20 protein-coding genes and 3 pseudogenes are annotated in these 16,921 nt (G+C 69.7%); 8 read left to right on the top strand and 15 right to left on the bottom strand.

Features of this window, described 5'->3' with window-relative positions:
* Window positions 1-66: 66 nt before the first annotated feature.
* The 4 genes and pseudogenes from KRR39_RS25810 to KRR39_RS02100 form a co-directional block, all read right to left on the bottom strand.
* Window positions 67-744 (bottom strand): annotated as a pseudogene (locus tag KRR39_RS25810) (cation:proton antiporter domain-containing protein); the annotation flags it as partial.
* A gap of 44 nt (window positions 745-788) precedes the next feature.
* A complete protein-coding gene (locus KRR39_RS02110) occupies window positions 789-1,025 on the bottom strand; it encodes an anti-sigma factor family protein (protein WP_216940323.1) in 237 nt (78 codons plus the stop codon).
* Window position 1,026: 1 nt separating this feature from the next.
* On the bottom strand, window positions 1,027-1,686 hold the full coding sequence (locus KRR39_RS02105; RefSeq protein ID WP_254185457.1) for an RNA polymerase sigma factor: 660 nt from the start codon (window positions 1,684-1,686) through the stop codon (window positions 1,027-1,029).
* Window positions 1,687-1,705: 19 nt separating this feature from the next.
* Complete coding sequence (locus KRR39_RS02100) at window positions 1,706-2,437, bottom strand: flavodoxin family protein (RefSeq protein ID WP_216940321.1); 732 nt, start codon at window positions 2,435-2,437, stop codon at window positions 1,706-1,708.
* Between the two features lie 391 nt (window positions 2,438-2,828).
* Here KRR39_RS02100 and KRR39_RS02095 point away from each other — a divergent pair, with 391 nt between their 5' ends.
* On the top strand, window positions 2,829-3,473 hold the full coding sequence (locus KRR39_RS02095; protein ID WP_216940320.1) for a hypothetical protein: 645 nt from the start codon (window positions 2,829-2,831) through the stop codon (window positions 3,471-3,473).
* Between the two features lie 616 nt (window positions 3,474-4,089).
* Window positions 4,090-4,260, top strand: coding sequence for a hypothetical protein (locus tag KRR39_RS02090; protein WP_216940319.1), 171 nt, complete (start codon window positions 4,090-4,092; stop codon window positions 4,258-4,260).
* A 58-nt stretch (window positions 4,261-4,318) separates the two neighbouring features.
* On the opposite strand, the gene KRR39_RS02085 is transcribed toward KRR39_RS02090, so the two are convergent.
* The 4 genes from KRR39_RS02085 to KRR39_RS02070 form a co-directional block, all read right to left on the bottom strand.
* Window positions 4,319-4,621 (bottom strand): DUF8691 family protein, encoded by a 303-nt coding sequence (locus KRR39_RS02085; protein ID WP_216940318.1) that lies wholly within the window; start codon window positions 4,619-4,621, stop codon window positions 4,319-4,321.
* Window positions 4,618-5,250, bottom strand: a complete 633-nt coding sequence (locus KRR39_RS02080; protein ID WP_254185456.1) for a DUF2306 domain-containing protein — start codon at window positions 5,248-5,250, stop codon at window positions 4,618-4,620. Before KRR39_RS02080 ends, KRR39_RS02085 begins: the two co-directional genes overlap by 4 nt.
* A 110-nt stretch (window positions 5,251-5,360) precedes the next feature.
* Window positions 5,361-6,053: a hypothetical protein gene (locus KRR39_RS02075; protein WP_216940310.1), complete on the bottom strand. Its 693-nt coding sequence runs from the start codon at window positions 6,051-6,053 to the stop codon at window positions 5,361-5,363.
* A gap of 388 nt (window positions 6,054-6,441) precedes the next feature.
* On the bottom strand, window positions 6,442-7,041 hold the full coding sequence (locus tag KRR39_RS02070; RefSeq protein WP_216940308.1) for a helix-turn-helix domain-containing protein: 600 nt from the start codon (window positions 7,039-7,041) through the stop codon (window positions 6,442-6,444).
* Between the two features lie 68 nt (window positions 7,042-7,109).
* On the opposite strand from KRR39_RS02070, the gene KRR39_RS02065 reads away from it, so the two are divergent.
* The 3 genes from KRR39_RS02065 to KRR39_RS02055 are packed head-to-tail and all read left to right on the top strand — an operon-like array spanning window position 7,110 to window position 9,381.
* Window positions 7,110-8,084: an NAD(P)/FAD-dependent oxidoreductase gene (locus tag KRR39_RS02065; RefSeq protein WP_216940307.1), complete on the top strand. Its 975-nt coding sequence runs from the start codon at window positions 7,110-7,112 to the stop codon at window positions 8,082-8,084.
* A complete protein-coding gene (locus KRR39_RS02060; protein WP_254185455.1) occupies window positions 8,081-8,374 on the top strand; it encodes a putative antibiotic biosynthesis monooxygenase in 294 nt (97 codons plus the stop codon). The genes KRR39_RS02065 and KRR39_RS02060 overlap by 4 nt, the downstream gene beginning before the upstream one ends.
* Entirely contained in the window at window positions 8,371-9,381 is a 1,011-nt protein-coding gene (locus tag KRR39_RS02055) for an NAD(P)-dependent alcohol dehydrogenase (protein WP_254185454.1), read from the top strand. Before KRR39_RS02060 ends, KRR39_RS02055 begins: the two co-directional genes overlap by 4 nt.
* On the opposite strand, the gene KRR39_RS25475 is transcribed toward KRR39_RS02055, so the two are convergent.
* Window positions 9,368-9,496 carry a hypothetical protein gene (locus tag KRR39_RS25475; RefSeq protein WP_302053537.1) on the bottom strand — a complete coding sequence of 43 codons (129 nt, stop codon included), beginning with the start codon at window positions 9,494-9,496 and terminating at the stop codon, window positions 9,368-9,370. The genes KRR39_RS02055 and KRR39_RS25475 overlap by 14 nt on opposite strands.
* 68 nt (window positions 9,497-9,564) lie before the next feature.
* Between KRR39_RS25475 and KRR39_RS24155 the strand changes: the two are divergent.
* The 3 genes and pseudogenes from KRR39_RS24155 to KRR39_RS24145 form a co-directional block, all read left to right on the top strand.
* Window positions 9,565-10,092 (top strand): annotated as a pseudogene (locus KRR39_RS24155) (catalase); the annotation flags it as partial.
* 112 nt (window positions 10,093-10,204) lie between these two features.
* A pseudogene (locus KRR39_RS24150) lies at window positions 10,205-10,327 on the top strand (catalase); the annotation flags it as partial.
* A 109-nt stretch (window positions 10,328-10,436) separates the two neighbouring features.
* Window positions 10,437-11,864, top strand: a complete 1,428-nt coding sequence (locus tag KRR39_RS24145) for a catalase (protein WP_254185453.1) — start codon at window positions 10,437-10,439, stop codon at window positions 11,862-11,864.
* Window positions 11,865-12,007: 143 nt separating this feature from the next.
* Here KRR39_RS24145 and KRR39_RS26465 read toward each other — a convergent pair whose 3' ends face one another.
* The 6 genes from KRR39_RS26465 to KRR39_RS02020 form a co-directional block, all read right to left on the bottom strand.
* The gene (locus tag KRR39_RS26465; protein ID WP_216940305.1) at window positions 12,008-13,003 is read right to left on the bottom strand and encodes an alcohol dehydrogenase catalytic domain-containing protein; all 996 of its coding nucleotides are present in this window, start codon (window positions 13,001-13,003) and stop codon (window positions 12,008-12,010) included.
* A 307-nt stretch (window positions 13,004-13,310) separates the two neighbouring features.
* Window positions 13,311-13,583 carry a hypothetical protein gene (locus KRR39_RS02040; RefSeq protein WP_216940303.1) on the bottom strand — a complete coding sequence of 91 codons (273 nt, stop codon included), beginning with the start codon at window positions 13,581-13,583 and terminating at the stop codon, window positions 13,311-13,313.
* 227 nt (window positions 13,584-13,810) lie between these two features.
* Window positions 13,811-14,239 (bottom strand): CBS domain-containing protein, encoded by a 429-nt coding sequence (locus tag KRR39_RS02035; RefSeq protein WP_216940301.1) that lies wholly within the window; start codon window positions 14,237-14,239, stop codon window positions 13,811-13,813.
* Window positions 14,240-14,396: 157 nt separating this feature from the next.
* The gene (locus tag KRR39_RS02030) at window positions 14,397-14,846 is read right to left on the bottom strand and encodes a DUF6328 family protein (RefSeq protein WP_216940300.1); all 450 of its coding nucleotides are present in this window, start codon (window positions 14,844-14,846) and stop codon (window positions 14,397-14,399) included.
* 118 nt (window positions 14,847-14,964) lie between these two features.
* Window positions 14,965-15,843 (bottom strand): NAD(P)H-hydrate dehydratase, encoded by an 879-nt coding sequence (locus KRR39_RS02025; protein WP_254185452.1) that lies wholly within the window; start codon window positions 15,841-15,843, stop codon window positions 14,965-14,967.
* Window positions 15,836-16,600: a histidine phosphatase family protein gene (locus tag KRR39_RS02020; RefSeq protein WP_216940297.1), complete on the bottom strand. Its 765-nt coding sequence runs from the start codon at window positions 16,598-16,600 to the stop codon at window positions 15,836-15,838. The genes KRR39_RS02025 and KRR39_RS02020 overlap by 8 nt, the downstream gene beginning before the upstream one ends.
* Window positions 16,601-16,921 lie beyond the last annotated feature (321 nt).

The following is a 16,921-nucleotide window of genomic DNA, read 5'->3' as shown; positions in this document are numbered from 1 at the left end:
GAACGCACCCAGGATGCTCTCCAGGCCGAACCGTTCGGCCAGTGCCACGAAGGCGACCAGCAGGACGACGGCCGCACGCACCCGGATCTGCGCGGTCGTGTCCTGCAGGCGGGTCAACGTCATGTCGAGGCGGCGGGACCTGGCGACGTAGGAGATCACGACCGCCGTCGTGGCGACGAGGGCCGCGAAGCTGACGAGGAGCACCAGCCGGCTGCCGGTACCTGCGTCCGAGCCTGAGAACAGCAACGAGAGCAGCACGATCGCGACGAAGTCGGCGACCGAGGCCGCGGCGACGACGGCCTGGCCGAGTCCGGTGTCGACCTGACCGGCGTCCTTGAGCACGGGGACGACCAGCCCCAACGACGTCGCCGACAGGGTGATCGCGACGAGCCCCGGGCTGTCGACCCAGCCCGCGGCATCGAGGGCGACACCGGCGGCGACACCCAGGGCCACCGTGACGAGGTAGCCCAGCACCGCGAGCCGGAGCACCCTTCCGCGGAGCCGGTGCACGTCGATCTCCAAGCCGGCGAGGAAGAGCAGGAACGCCAGACCCAGCAGGGCCACGATCGAGACCGGGAGGTCCACCTCGACCCAGCCCAGGGCCTGCGGCCCCACGACCACCCCCGCGATGATCTCCAGGACGACTGCGGGCAGGCGCAGCCCTGGCGACAGGCCGAGCGTCAACGGCGCGAGCAGGGCGATGACGGTGACCGCCAGAAGGTTGGTGAACTCCACGTCAGGCATGAGGTCTCCTCGTTCGAGTCCATGAGCGTGCCCGGAGCCGGCGTTCAGCGGCGGAAGTCGCGGAACGCCGCGAGCAGCGTGGACGTTGTCTCTTCGGAGAGGCTCTCGACGGGGATCTCCCCGAGCCGCGAGGCCGTCTCCTTCATCTGGTTCAGGTAGATCTCGCAGCCAGGGCAGATCGCCATGTGCTGCTCGAAACGCCGCGCGGTCTCCGCGTCGAGCGCACCCTCGAGGTAGTCGGTGACGAGCTCGACGAAGTCCTGGCAGGTGAGGTCCCCCATCTCAGGCCATCCCGTCGCCCTCGGTAGCCGGCGCCTGCTCCAGGTAGGGCGCCAGGCAGGTGCGCACCGCAGCCCTGGCCCGATGCAGCATCACGCGCTGGTTGGCGCCGGTGATGTCGAGCATCTGGCACACCTCGTCGGAGCTGTGTCCCAGTACGTCGCGCAAGGTGATCACGACCCGCTGCCGCTCGGGCAGGGTGTCGATGGCGGTCCTGACCTGGCTGAGGACCTCGCCGTCGAGCACCGTGCGTTCCGAGGACGGCCACTCGTGGGGGAAGGAGCGCCAGCCACCGGGGTACCGGTCGTCGGCGTCGCGGAACAGGGCCGGGTCGACCGTCGGGCTCCGGTCCTCGTCGCCGCCGGACAGGCTGCTCCACGGCACGGTCCGGCTCTCGCGCACGCCGCGCTTCTTCGCGGTGTTGACCAGGATGCGGTACACCCAGGTGCGCAGCGAGGACCGGCCCTCGAACCGCTCGATGCCCCGGATGACCGCGAGCCAGGTGTCCTGGACGACCTCCTCGGCGGAGGCGTCCGTGGAGACGTAGGTGCGGGCGAGCAGCAGCATGGATCGTGACCAGTCGCTCAGCAGCTGCGCGAAGACGGCTTCGTCACCGGAGCGAACACCCGCCACGATCGCGTCGTCCGGGCTCGACGTGACCACGCTCGGAGCGTATCGCGGGTCATCGGTAGTCCGGGTTCTCGAAGTCGAACCGGCAGCCGGCGTCCCACTCGGACCTCTGGTTGCCGTGGGCCGGGATCCCGCCGGCGTCCTTGAGCAGCCGGGCCAGGTGCATCAGGTTCCAGGTCATGAACGTGGTGTTGCGGTTGGTGAAGTCGTTCTCGGGGCCGCCGGATCCTGGGTCGAGGTAGGACGGCCCCGGTCCCGCCTCCCCGATCCACCCCGCGTCGGCCTGCGGCGGGATCGTGTAGCCGATGTGCTGCAGGGTGTAGAGCACGTTGTGCGCGCAGTGCTTGACCCCGTCCTCGTTGCCGGTGATCAGGCAGCCGCCCACCCGTCCGTAGTAGAGGTACTGACCACGGTCGTTCAAGAGGTGCGAGCCGCCGTACAGACGCTCGTGGACCTGCTTCATGACCGAGCTGTTGTCGCCGAGCCAGATCGGTCCGGCCAGGACCAGGATGTCGGCCGCCTTGACCTTCTCGAAGATCTCGGGCCAGTCGTCCGTCGCCCACCCGTGCTCGCGCATGTCGGGCCACACGCCGGTGGCGATGTCATGGTCGATCGCCCTGACCACCTCGACCTGGACGCCGTTGGCCTCCATGATGCGGCGGCTGATGTCCACCAGTCCCTGGGTGTGGCTCGGTTCGGGCGACCTCTTCAGGGTGCAGTTGACGAACAGGGCCCTGAGGTCGTCGTACCGGGTGTTCGGGGACGTGCTTGCCGGTGTTGTCACTGGTCTCTCCTTTCGGAGTAGTCATCGGGACGCAGCGGTAAGGCCGCCGCCGGGGCTCAGAGGGGGTCGGCGTCCTGCCGCACGCAGAGCAGGGTCGGTCCTGAGGCGGCGAAGAGGGTGGCCATCGCCGCGTGGAGCCGGCTGCGGCGACGGCGTCCGCGGCTCGCCGAGCCTTCTCGGCGCGTCGACCGCGTCGACCGCGTCGACCGGGTGCCACCTGCCGGTGGGCTCGTCGATGCCTGAGCGTGGTGACGATGGCATGTAACGCCTCCTTGGGTCCGGAACACCTATCCGTAGGAGCGCTGCCCGAGCACGGCGTCTTGGGGGATCAGTCCCGCGGAGCGCGACGGCGTTACACCCAGGGCCGGATCCCGGCCGAGGAGATGACCGCATGAGAGCTCAGAACCTGGAACACACCCGACGCTCGCTGCACGGCGTCGCCGAGCTGGTGCTCGCCGGGCCGCAGTACGCCGCGAGCCAGGACATCCGCCTCCGGGTGACGCCCGGTGGCTTCGGCACCGTCACCGCGCCCGACCTGAGGGTGCACGGGCTCGAGCTGGTCACCCCGAAGGCGAGACTGCCCCTGGGCGGCACCTTTGCGGGACTGGCCCGCGCGGCGGGGGTCGCGGCCCGGTCCTTGCGGGACGTGTACGACGACGGACCCGGCGTCACGGAGGACGACAGGCTCGAGGTCGAGCCCGGTGCGGTGGCCGTGATCCTGGACGCGTTCGCGCGCGCGGACACCGCGCTGCGCACCTTCGCCCCTGAGCAGGACCCGGTGCTGTGGCCCGAGCACTTCGACGTCGGGATCTCCGTCGACGAGGTCGACTACGGTGTCTCCCCCGGTGACGGCCACGTCGCCGAGCCCTACGCGTACGTCGCACCGTGGTCGCCCCGCTCGGGCGCGTTCTGGAACACACCCTTCGGAACCGCTCGACCACTGACCGAGCTCCGTGACGTCACCTCCCTGGTGCTGTTCTTCCGCGAGGGAGCGGCGCGGGCCGGCGCGGACCCCGCTGACCCGGCACCGGCGTGACCCGCACGCCAGACCAGCTGACTCGCCACCTCACCTACCCGATCGATCAACCCACTTGTGGTCGTCCCGCCACACGACGAACAGCGGTGCGACAGCAGCGATCGAGATCAGCACGCACACGACGATCTCGTGAGTTGCACGGACTGCATCCACGCCCACCAGTGTGCTTTCGGCTTGCGCACGGCGACAAGGAGCGTGGTTGTCGTGGCGGCACTCGGACGGGTCCGCCCGGTGCACGGCACGAAGGCGGAGCTCGCGCTCGGCGCAAGCGCGCGAGAAGGTCGTCTGCTCCTCGGGACTGAGGCGGGAGGGCCCGCTCGCTTCGGCCACGCTGACCGGTCAGTCCGGTGTCGAACTCCAGCGGTCGACCGTCGAGATCGCGTGAGCAGCCATCGGCACCGAGAACCCACCCTCGCGGAAGCACCGGATGCCGGCTTCCAGCAGCCCGAGGGTGGCGTGTCTGCGCCGCGTTCAGGAACGAGCAGCCTGCCTTCTTCCGATGCAGACCATCGTCGACCTTGCTGTCGATTTCGGCCCTCGCCGTTCGTGGCATGGGTGAGGAGTCACCAGAGGCGGCCGTCCCGACGGTCGCCCGGTTCCCAAGGAGATGACTGAGATGTTCACGATCGAGGAAGACAGCGGCACCTACACCGGATCCCTGCGCAGGCACAACGGCTACTACGCCGGAGACCTCACCCGTGCCCCGATGCGCACGGCCAGCGAACTCTCGGCACTGGCCCGGCTTCAGCGGTCGACCATCACCACCGCGTGCGGACATGTCGGCTGATTCTCCCTTGGCCACTCGCCGCGCGCTGGCACAGCCGGCCGGTGTCGGATCCGACGACCTAGCGAAGCTGCTGGTCCCGGGAAGCGGGGTCGGTATCGGTACTGGTGCCCGTGCCCTTGCCGCCGTCGTTGTCGGGGACCTCGAGGTGCGTGAGGGAGAGCAGGGGCGTGCCGAGGTCGCGGACCTTGGCGAGCAGGCCGTGCAGGTCGGACTGGTCTCGCACCACGCCGCACAGGGTGCTGGTGCCGTCGTCCTGGTGGGTGATGGTGAAGCCGTCGAACCAGGTCGACCAGTGCTGGTCGAGGTGCCCGCCGATGCGCAGTTCGTACGACGCGGGCACATCGGGTGGGGGCGAAGTCATGAGGGACCCGCCAGGGCTGGACGGGCGCGGCTGGCACGCTTGGTCCGTCGGACGGTGGGGCGGCGGATCACCCACTCGGCAATGGCGAGGTTGATGACCCAGGCGGCCGCCATCATCAGGTCGGTGCGCCCGACGCCAGCACCGAACAGCGCCTCACCGAAGCCGACGGTGAGCGCCTGGGTGCCGGCGCCCAGCGCCAGGGCGTACGCACGGGTCATCCAGGCCCGGTGCCGGGCGATGTCACGTCGACGGATCGCGACCAGGCCCAGGATGACGGCGGTGCCCATCCCTGAGCTGACCAGCAGCCGGGTCCCCCAGAGGATGTCGCCGGTGCCCTCTTTCCGGGGGTAGGCCAGCGTCATCCACAGACCGGAGAACGCGACCGCGAGACCCAGCACCACCAGGAGCCGTCCGGCGCGGCGGTGCCAGTTGGGGCGGCGGCGACGTAGCCGGGCGGAGAACTGGAAAGCGCCGAGCACGGCGTAGACGACGGCGGCCACGATGTGCGCGACCAGCGGGACCGGGGAGGCAGCGAAGCGGTCATCCGTCGGGAGGACTTCGGGCCCTCCGAGCACCTCGATCAGGCGTCCGGTGCCGCCCAGGACCGGGATGAACGCCAGCGCCAGCAAGGCCGGCGGAACCCACCAACCCGCCCGGCCCCGTCCCCGATGGGGCCCGCGGCCAGGCACCGGAGCCGAACCGGTGCCGGGCACGCAGCCGTGGGTGGTCGGGAGGGCGTTCATTCCACACCCGCCGCGCTGCGCTGCGGATCCTCGACTGCTTCCTGCTGGGTCTCGGCGTCGACGTGGGCGACCTTCCACAGCGAGTAGCCCAGCGCGATCATGGCGATGCCGTTCGGGAAGGCCAGCAGGCGGTAGAGAGAGTCAGGCATCAGCGAGAGGACGGCGGTGGCGAGACCGGCGACGGCGAGCAGGGCGGCGGCCCACCGAGGCAGGACGCGGGCCCGGTACAACGCGATGCCGAACAGCAGGCTGCCGACCAGGTAGGCGAACCCGAGCACCTTGTTCACCGTCGCGAACGCCCCGAGGTCGCCGTGGACCGTGCCGCGGGCGGTGTTCGCGGCGATGGCGTCGTTGACGAAACCGGTGCTGGAGGAAGCGACTTCTGGCAGCACGTAGGCGGCGGTGAACGCGACGCACATGATGCCGAGGTAGCCGACGGCGAACACCACGTAGCCGATGAGCCCGAGGAGCCCGTGCTTGCGGATCTGGTTCAGGTACATGCCGGTGATGCCGGCCAGGGCCAGTGCGGCCATCAGCACCTTGAACGAGTCGCGCACCGTCACGTCGGTGGTCTGGATCGTGATGGCGTTCAGCTGCGGGTGGTTGATCTGGACGCCGATGAAGATGGCTCCGGCAGCGGCGGCCGCGAGGCCGGCCCACCGGGTCAGAAGGTTCGGGGTGATGGTCATGTCTGGTCCCATCTCGGGTTGTCCGTGGCCGGTGCCGCGGGGATACCTGGAACCTAGGGAGGGAGAGGGTCGGTGCGCGTCACCACATCATGTGACCGACGATGTGACATCCGGGGTGACTCGAGCCGACCTGACCCCGGACCGGGGCCGGTTCGGCCTAGAGAAGCCCCTGTTCCTGGGCCGCGCGGACGGCGGCGGCACGGGACTTGACGTCGAGCTTGGTGAAGATCCGCTTGGAGTGGGTGCGCAGGGTGTTCAGGCCTGCGCGCGTGGGGCCGGCGCGAACAGCTTCGTGGCCAGCACCGCAGTCGACACACGAATCATAGGAGCAGCGCAGTTGCCGAGACTGGGTACGGTCGCGCACGCCGGGTCGCAGGGGCGGCGGCGCCTAGACCTGCGCCGGCGCCCCACGGACTGTCATGCGTTCACCGGGCCGCCCGAAGATGCTGAGGATCTCGGCGGGCTCGGTGCCGGTGCTGCCGAACCAGTGCGGAACCGTGGTGTCGAAGGTGGCGACCTCACCGGGCCCGAGCACCACGTCCTGGTCAGCGAGAACGACGCGCAGGTGACCCGACAGCACGTAGATCCACTCGTGGCCGTCGTGCGCGCGGGGTTCGGGGGTGGCCTTGTCGGTGGGGATGATGATCTTCCAGGCCTGCATGCCGTCCGGCTGGCGGGTCAGCGGGATCACCGTCCTGCCCTTGACGCGGCCTGGTTTGAGCCGAAGGCGCGGGTCGCCTTGCTCCGGGGCCGCGACCAGGTCGTCGAGCGGCACCCGATAGACGTGCGAGAGGGCGAGCAGCAGCTCCATGGTGGGTCGCCGTCCTCCCGTCTCGAGCCGCGACAGTGTGCTCTTGGAGATGCCCGTGGTCTCCGCGACACCGGTCAGCGTCATGTGGCGGTGCTGGCGGAGTGCCTTGAGTCGGGGCCCGACCTGCTCGAGCGCGGCGGCGATGGCCGCTCCTGCTTCGTCCTCCACGAGGTTCATCTGACTCCCGTTTCCCGGAAACAGCAACGTTCGTAGGTGATCGCGGCGCCCGGCTGCAGCCTAGGGGAATGAACAGATACGACGTGGTGGTCATCGGCGGAGGCGCCGCCGGCCTGTCCGCGGCCCTGGTCCTCTCCCGAGCCCGCCGCACGGTCCTGGTGGTCGACGCCGGGGAGCCGCGCAACGCCCCGGCCAGCCACATGCACGGCTACCTCTCACGCGACGGACAGGCCCCTGCCGACCTGCTGGCAACCGGCAGGAAGGAGGTCCGCGGGTACGGCGGCGAGATCCTGTCGGGCACCGTCACCGACCTGGTGCCCGACGGGCGAAGCGGCTTCTGGGTCCTCCTCGGCGACGGACGACGCATCTCGGCGCGACGGCTCCTGGTCACCACCGGCCTCCGCGACGAGCTGCCCGACATCCCCGGACTCGCCGACCGGTGGGCCCGCGACGTCCTGCACTGCCCCTACTGCCACGGGCACGAGGTCCGCGACCGCCAGCTCGGCGTCGTCGGCGGCACCCCGGGCGCCGTCCGGTACGCCCAGATCGTCCGCCAGTGGACCCACGACCTCGTCTACTTCACCCCCCCGGACACCCTCACCAACGCCGAACGGACCGGGCTGCTCGCCCGCGCCATCGGCGTCGTCGAGGGCACCATCGACCAGCTCGCCGTCGACGACGAGGACCACCTGCGCGGCGTACAGATGAACGACGGCTGCGTGATCCCGCGCGACGCACTGTTCGTCCCGCCCCGGTTCGTCCCCAACACCACCCTCCTGGCCGGACTCGGCTGCACCAGCGACCCGGACGGCTGGGTCAGCGTCGACGCCACCGGACGCACGAGCGTTCCCGGAGTCTGGGCGGCCGGCAACGTCGTCGACCCGCGCGCCCAGGTCATCACCGCGGCAGGTGCCGGCTCGGCCGCCGCCATCGCCCTCAACGCCGACCTCGTCGATGACGACGTACGCAACGCCGTCAGCGACCTCGACCACGGACTTCCCGCCACCTCACCCGCATCCACCCAGCCGAAGGAGTCACGATGAACAACCCTCTGCCGAACTCCGGCCCGAGCGACCGACCCGCCGGGCCCGGCCCGGCGAGCAAGCACCAGCTCGCGCTGATGATCTGGCTGGCCGTCTTCCCGACCCTGACCCTCCTCAACCTGGTCCTCGGTGGCTGGCTGCACACCCTGAACCCGGTCGCCCGCACGTTCGTGCTCGCCACCATCGCGGTGCCCATCGTCATCTACGGCCTGATGCCACAGCTGCACCGGCTCCGCGGTCAGCTCCTGACCCGGGTCGGACGTGTCGTCAGCCCGAGGACATCGCGATGAGCGCGGAAGACCCGCGGAGCGAGGCGCGCACCATGCGCGCCATCGTCCAGGACAAGTACGGCGACGCGAGCATGCTGCGCCACGAGCACATCCCCCTTCCTGAGGTCCGAGACAACGACGTCCTGGTGCGAGTGCACGCGGCCGGACTCGACCGCGGCACCTGGCACCTGATGACCGGCAAGCCCTACCTGATGCGAGTCGCCGGCCTGGGCTTCGCCGGACCGAAGGACCGGGTACCGGGCCGGGACCTGGCCGGCGAAGTTGCCGCGGTCGGTGCTGAGGTGTCCGGATTCGAGGAGGGCGACGAGGTGTACGGCGTCGGCCGCGGCTCGTTCGCCCAGTACGCCGTGGCCCGCGCCGACAAGCTGGCCCGCAAACCGGTCGGCCTGACCTTCGAGCAGGCCGCGGTGGTGCCGATCTCGGCCGCCACCGCCCTGCAGGCGCTGCGCGACCACGGCCGTCTCGAACCGGGTCAACGAGTGCTGGTCATCGGCGCCTCAGGCGGGGTCGGCAGCTACGCCGTCCAGATCGCCAAGGCACTCGGGGCCGAGGTCACCGGGGTGGCCAGCACCGCCAAGCTCGACCTGGTGCGTTCGCTCGGCGCCGACCACGTCCTCGACTACACCCGGGACGACTTCGCGGCGACCGGGGTCCGCTTCGACCTGATCCTCGACATCGCGGGAAACCCGAAGCTGTCGCGGCTGCGGCGAGCCCTCACACCCACCGGCACGGTCGTGATCGTCGGCGGCGAAGAGGGTGGAAACCTCACCGGAGGCATGAGTCGCACCCTGCGCGCACTCGCCCTCTCCCCGTTCACCAGGCAGCGGTTCGTGAACTTCATCAACAAGGAACGGGCCAGCGACCTGGACCGGCTCACCGCACTCATCGAATCCGGTCAGGTCACCCCGAGCATCGACAAGAGCTACCCGCTCGAACAGGTTCCCGAGGCCATGCGGCGACTCGCGTCCGGAGACGTCCGCGGAAAGGTGGCCATCACCACCCACTGAGCGACCGGGCCCGGCCACGACGCCGACGAGCCGCCGCGTCCAGGTACTGCTGGGCCTCCAGGTCGAGCGTCGTCTGCTCCGCGACATTGGCGCGGGAGACCCCCTCACTCGCCATCGGCGGATCGGGGCGAATGGCCCCGGGCGCCCGGGGTACGCACCGGGACCTACTCCCTGGAGGACCACATGGCTGAGTCCAGCAGCGCAGCGAAGGCCGTCAAGAAGGCCGTCAAGAGCACCGTCACCCAGGCGGCGGAGGCAGCCCTCGCCAAGGTCGCCGACCTCGTGCCACCGCCGATCCCCGGGGCCCCGGCGCCCCAGCCGCCGGCGCTCGAGGAGCCCACCAGGACGAAGGGTCCGATGCCGCCCAAGCCTGACCAGGACGGGCCGGACCGACGGACCGCGACCGGCGCCGAGACTGGGGCGGCGCCCTCCGACGTTGCCCAGCAGGGACGGTTCCTGACCACCTCCCAGGGAGCCCGCCTGCGCGACACCGACCACTCGCTGAAGGCCGGCGAGCGCGGCCCGACCCTGCTGCAGGACCACCACCTGCGGGAGAAGATCACCCACTTCGACCACGAGCGCATCCCCGAGCGGGTCGTGCACGCCCGCGGGGCAGGCGCGCACGGCGTCTTCATCGGCTACGGCAACGCCAGACCCGTCTCGAAGGCCGGGTTCCTCGCCAAGAACGTGGAGACCCCCGTCTTCGTGCGGTTCTCCACGGTGCTCGGTTCCAGGGGCTCGGCCGACACGGTCCGCGACACCCGGGGGGTTCGCGACGAAGTTCTACACCTCCGAGGGCACCTTCGACCTCGTCGGCAACAACATCCCGGTCTTCTTCATCCAGGACGGCATCAAGTTCCCCGACGTCGTGCACGCGGCCAAGCCGCACCCGGACCGGGAGATCCCGCAGGCCCAGAGCGCGCACGACACGTTCTGGGACTTCGTCTCGCTGCACACCGAGGCGCAGCACCACACCCTGTGGAACATGTCCGACCGAGGCATCCCCCCGCTCCTACCGGACCATGGAGGGCTTCGGCGTCCACACCTTCCGGTGCGTGAACGCGCAGGGCGAGACCGCGCTGGTGAAGTTCCACTGGAAGCCGGTGCTCGGCGTCCACTCCCTCACCTGGGAGGAGGCGCAACTGCTCGCCGGCATCGACCCCGACTACCACCGCCGCGACCTGGCGGACGCCATCGAGTCGGGTGCCTACCCGCAGTGGGAGCTCGGCCTGCAGGTCTTCCCGGACACCGACGACGAGACCTTCGACGGCATCGACCTGCTCGACCCGACCAAGCTGGTCCCCGAGGAGCTCGCGCCCGTCCAGCCGGTCGGCTTGCTGACCTTGACCGCGAACCCGACCAACTACTTCGCGGAGACTGAGCAGGTCGCCTTCCACCTGGGCAACCTGGTGCCAGGCATCGACGTCACCAACGACCCGCTGCTGCAGGCGCGGCTGTTCTCCTACCTCGACACCCAGCTCACCCGGTTGGGCGGACCGAACTTTCACCAGATCCCGATCAACCGGCCGCACGCTCCGGTCAACGACATGCTGCGCGACGGATTTCACCAGGACGCCGTGCACGGCGGAGTGGCGCCGTACCGGCCGAACTCGCTGGACGGGGGTTGCCCGTTCCACGCGGGCGGACCCAAGGACGGGGCGTTCGTCGAGGTGGCGGCGCGGGTGGCGGAAGCTGTGAAGACCCGTGCCAACCCGGCCTCGTTCGACGACCACTACAGCCAGGCGCGCCAGTTCTGGCTGAGCATGACGCCTCCGGAGCAAGAACACATCGTGCTCGCCTACACCTTCGAGCTGGCGCGTTGCTACGAACAGGTCATCAAGGAGCGGCAGCTGCTGGCCCTGGCCAACATCGACACCGAGCTGTGCGCCCAGGTGGCAGCCGGGCTGGGGCTTCCGGCCCCCGAACCGACTGTCCCGCTCGTGGACCTCGACCCCAGTCCCGCCTTGTCCCAGATCGGTGGCAGCTGGCCCACCGACGGTCGCATGATCGGGATCATCGTCGACCCGGACGGCGACCTCACCGGCATCGAGGAGGTCGCCGCCGCGGTCAAGGCCGCCGGCATGGTGCCCCTGGTCGTGGCTCCTCACGGAGGCAAGCTGCCGACCGGCATGGCCATCCAGCGGAGCTTCGGAGCCACACGGTCGGTCGAGTTCGACGCCCTCCTGCTCGCTGGGAGCCCGGTGCCGGCGCCGGACGCACGCCCGGTGCGCGACAGCAAGGCGGCGGAGGAGGGCGCACCCGTGCTCGACCCGCGGGTCTCGCTCATCGTGCAGGAGGCCTATCGGCACGCGAAGGCGATCGGCGCCTGGGGCACCGGTACCGACGCGCTCGATCTCGTCGGCCTGTCTTCGGACGATCCCGGTGTCGTGCGCGGTTCCGATCCCGCTGAGGTCTTCGCCGCGGTACACGCGCTGCTCGGGTCGCACCGGGTCTGGGAGCGATTCGGCCCGGTCCTCACCTGAGCCATCCCGGACAGGGAGCAGTCGCAGCACATCGTGGCTGCTGCATGCGCACGTGGCCATCGCCTCGGCAAGCTCCCACTTCCCGGCGCGGGTTGCCCGTCGGCGAGGAGGCCGTTCCCGGCCGCACGGCTTTCCGGGGGGGTTCAGCCCTGCGGCGTCAGGTAGGTGTAGGTCAACGTGACGGTGGCGACGTCGTAGCTGGCGCCGTCCCGGGTGGTGAACCGCCACCCGAAGCCCGGCGCCTCACCATCCATGATGCCGATGGGGACCGTGGCGCTGGTCGTCGTGTGGTCACTGACGTCCGGGCCTGTCATCACGGTGGTGGTCCTCGGCTGGGACCACCCGCCGTAGTAGGTGTCGGGGACCGAGCCGTAGTCCACGGTCAGGGCGCCCTGGTCGGCGGCGCCGGGGGTGGTGGGTCCCCCGAACACCGACACCGTGACGGTGCCGTACCCGCGCGGCGCGTTCTTGTCGTGCGGGATGTACCGGCTGGCCCTGGTCGCCTGCCAGGCGTTCAGCGGACCGCAGTCGGTGGGTCCGGAGCGGACGCTGAGTGCGCCCTCGGGACCCACCGGGCCGAGACCCAGCACCGCCACGGTGTCGCCCTCGGACAGGTCCGCGAACTTCACGGCCTGCCAGGCCGTCGGCAAGATGTCGGAGAGGAACAGGAACTTCTCGTCCGGTCCTTCGTCGGGGACCTTGATGGGGCCGAACTGGGCTTGGGGGACGCGGAGGTACTCCGCCTGTCCTCCCGGCACCGACCCGTAGAGCTCGGTGTAGCCGAACAGGGAGGCGCCCTTGCCGGTGCGCTGGTTCTGCGTGGTCTCGCACTGGGCGAACAGCCCGCGGCTGCACATCCAGCAGTGACCGCACGAGATGTTGAACGGGATGACCACCCGGTCGCCCGGCTTGACGTGCGTGACCTCAGCCCCCACCTCCTCGACCACGCCCATGGTCTCGTGCCCGAGGATGTCGCCCGGGCTCAGGAACGGGCCCAGCACCTCGTAGAGATGCAGGTCAGAGCCGCAGATGGCCGTGGAGGTCACGCGGACGATCGCATCCGTGGGCAGCTCGATGCGGGGATCGTCGACCTGCTCGACGCGTACGTCGCGCTTGCCCTGCCAGGTCAAAGCCTTCACTGACATGCCTCCTTCAGACGTCGGTCACCCACCCGGGCCTCGTACCCACGGGCGACACCATCAACCGGTGTGGCGGTTGCTCGGCCTGGCAGCGGTGGTAGCGCCGGCACGGTTCGACGTGTGTGCTCAGTCGCGTACGGACACAGCCGTCGATCGCCGCCCGGTCGGACGGCGACCGACTGCAATGTATGGCGGGTGCCATGGTTCACGAGAGCGTGACGTAATCGGGATCCTCAGCGAGGACCACCGGTAGGTGGAGGCGATGTCCACCGAGCTGGGGACGTGATGCAGAGGCGAAGTGGGATCTTCACCCAGGTCGCTGGTAGGCAACCGCCACGACGAGGCCGTAGGCGAGGTGTGGGAGGAGATCGCTGACCCAGTCCGCGAGTGCCCAGCCGCGGGGATCGGTAACGCCCAGGGCAACCATCGGTCCGTTCGCCCCGAGCAGCGCCACCGCCCCCACAAGCACCCCACCGGCCGGGACGGGCAGCCGTTCCAGGACTCCGTCGGTGAGGTCGTCCACGACGGCCCACGCCACGCCCATCGTCACCCCGGTGATCGTCCCGAGCAGGGCCCCCAAGCCCTCGACCCGGTTCGACCGCGCGTCCTCGTCTCCACCCGGGACGTCGACGCCCGCCAGGTCGGCCAGCTTCTCGACGCCCCGCTCGGGGGTAGGGCTGCTCCCCCCGGCCTCGCAGAGTCATGTCGAGATAGGTCGCCGCGTTCAGCGCTGTTGTTCCCGCAGCGCCGGCCACCGCGCCCCGGAGCACTCGTGTCCAGATGGCCACGGACTCGTCCCCCAGTCGCCTAGCGGCTGGCGGGTGCCGAGGAGATCGCTTCGACGAGGTCGCCCACCTTGTCCTCGGGCAGGTTCTTGGCCACATCGGCCTGCGAGACGATGCCCACGAGCTGGTGGCCGTCGATGACCGGCAGACGCCGGACTCCGTGCTGGGTCATCGTGCGAAGGACGTCTTCGACCGGGTCGTCGGCCCCGATCGTCACCGGCTTGCCCTCGGCCAGGTCCGCCACCTTCGTCGAGGCGGGGTCGCCGCTCTCGGCGACGCACTTGACCACGATGTCACGGTCGGTGAGGACTCCTGCGAGCCTGTTGTCCTCACCACAGATGGGCAAGGCGCCGACGTCGAGCTCTCGCATCTTGCGGGCCGCCTCGACAAGGGTGGCGCTCGTGCTGACGCACTCCGCGGAACCCGTCATGATGTCGCGTGCACTCGGCATGGTCTCCTCCTCACGAGTGGGCATGTGGATGAGGACCGATACCCCTGCCCTAGGGGAGCATGCAGGCTGCCTAGACAGGAACGTCGGCGCTTCTCGACGTGGGTGAGCGGCTCGCGGGATCGTCATGTCCGGATCAAAGCGAGCGCGGCGAGGAGGGTCACGAGTGCGGCGTACCGGCCACCGTGCTCCGTCGCCGAGCGACGAGAGGGACGCCGTACCAAAGAACCACGACCAGGACGATCACGCTTCCCACGGCGATCTGGCCGGCGGTGCGTCCGAGAACGACGTCGAACAGCAACCAGGCCACCAGCGCGATGGCAACAGCGGACAGGGCAAGGCCGGCGCGCGCGAAACGGTTCCCCATGCGAACCAGCCATTCCTTCTCCTGCTGACGAAACAGCAGCCGGTGGAAGCTGGCCGGTGCGAGCACGGTCAGGGTGGCCGTGAGTGCCACAGCCAAAGCCCCGAGATAGAGCGTCTGCTGCAGCGAGGTGATGTCCGAGAAGCGTTGCTGGAACGGGATCGAGACGAGGAAGCCGGTCAGGATCTGAAGACCTGTTTGGGTCACTCGCAACTCCTGGAGCAGCTCGTCCCAGTTGCGATCCACGGATCGACTCGCGTCACCCATTTCTGTTCCCCCTTGTCGGTCGGCGTTCCGTACCCGCCGCTCTCCCGAGCAATGCCTTGAGGGACGGCATCCTTTGTCACCCTCGGCCTTGCTCAGGTCAGCCCCCAAGCCGACTCAGCAGACCAGGGACGGCGGGAGGGATCTCCCGGGCCAGGAACCCCACGTGCCCCACCTCCTCGGCGAGGTCGTCGCCGGCCGCGCCGTGCAAGTAGGCGGCCCACACCGCGGCTTGGACGGCTCCGGCACCGCGGGCCAGCAGGCCGGTCACCAGGCCTGCCTGTACGTCGCCCGATCCCGACACCCCGAGTCCGGGGCCACCGACCGTGATGCGGAAACAGTCCGCGTCGGGGGTGAGGACCAGCTTGTGGGACCCGCCGTACAGCACCACTGCGCCGGTCGTCGCAGCCAGCTCGAGGCCCGCGTCGACGGGGTCGTCTCCCAGGTCCTCGGCGTCGAGGTCCAGGGTCTTCGCCAGCTCGTCGTGGTTCAGCGTCAGCACACATCGTCCCCGCACATGACGCAGACCCTCGCGGTTGCGCGTGACGTAGGCGGAGCCCAACGCATCGATGACCACCGCAGCATCCAGTCGAGGGACGATGCCCTCCAGGAGGTCGGCTGCAGCACCCGGATCCAGCAGTCCAGGCCCCAGCAGCGTCACCGACGTCCCCTGTGCCAACTCGACCACGTCATCGCACGCCGTTGGGTCAACGTCGCCGGACCCGCTCTCGGGAAAGCCCTCGACGAGCGCCTCCGGTAGCGCCAGGCTCACCTGCCCCGCGGTGCTCTCCGCGGTGGCCACCTGGAGCTTTCCTCCGCCGGCACGGAGGACCGACTCACCTGCCAGGATCACGGCACCGGGGGTGCTGCGACTACCGCCTACGACCAGGGCAGTGCCGCGGCTGTGCTTGCTCGATCCCGGCTCGGGAAGCGCCCATCCCCTGAGCAGGTCTGCGTCCACCTCGCACGTCTCAGGCATGGCTCGATGCTCCTCGGTCAGACCCCGAGGGCTCGGCCGTCACCGGTGCACGGTTCCGGTCCAGAGGCTCGGTGTCGGCAAAGCCGAGCAGGCGGAACGTCCCACCCGACCGTTCGTACGTCGTCAATGAGCAGTTCGGGATAGGCGAGGTGCGATCGATCGCCAACAGCTCCGACTCGCTGACCCCCTCGAGGACGTAGCGGAAGCTCATGATCACCGCCTGGTGGGTGAAGATCCACAACCGCTCCGCGTCGAAGCCATGGCGCAGATCGGACAGAAGGGACCGCACCCGAAGAACCACGTCGGCCCAGCTCTCGCCACCCGGCGGCTGGTAGTAGAACTTGCCCACCTTCTTCCGCCGCTCCGCCTCATCGGCGAAGAAGTTGCGGATGCCGTCCCCGGTCAGCCCATCGAGCTGCCCCAGGTCACGCTCCCGAAGGCGCTCGTCGGTGACGACCTCGAGACCGCTGTCAACGAGGGCCCGACCCGCCGTCGCCGCAGCGCGCTCGTAGGGAGACGTCAGGACCAACGTCGGCCGCTGATCGTCGGCGAGCCCGTGGAGGTAACGGCCCAGCGCCTCGGCCTGGTCCTCACCGGTGGCTGACAGCTCCACGTCGGCGTCCCGGACGGTCAGGTCCAGCCGATCCGCATGCCGTTCCCGCGCCTCGTTGTCCGCGACGTTGCCGATGCTCTCGCCATGTCGGACCAGGACCATCCTGCTAGGTCCACGGTCGAATCCTCGCTGGAGTCCCTTCATGCGCCGCCCCCTCACGCTCGACGTTCGTGCAGCGCCAGTTTCCCAAGTCGCGCCGCACAAACCTGGAAAGGTCGTTTGCTGCCAGACCGGCCCCGCTCGCGATCAATCCGCCGCTTGCCACGGCCTCGACTGTCATCCGTGAGTGCGTCGACCGAAGCACTCGAACCCCTCCCGAGCCGCACGGACCGCGTACCACGCGTGCTCCGCACGACCCGCCGGACCTACGCGTAGCCCCTGATCACAGACGCCATGTAGCGGCACACAGCTCACACCGGTACTCGCCGATGGTCAGCCCGAACCCTGCGTCTTTGACTCGGCGCC

The sequence above is a fragment of the Nocardioides panacis genome (genome assembly GCF_019039255.1).
In the GTDB taxonomy this organism is placed as follows: domain Bacteria; phylum Actinomycetota; class Actinomycetes; order Propionibacteriales; family Nocardioidaceae; genus Nocardioides_B; species Nocardioides_B panacis.
This window is presented reverse-complemented; position numbering and strand designations above follow the sequence as displayed.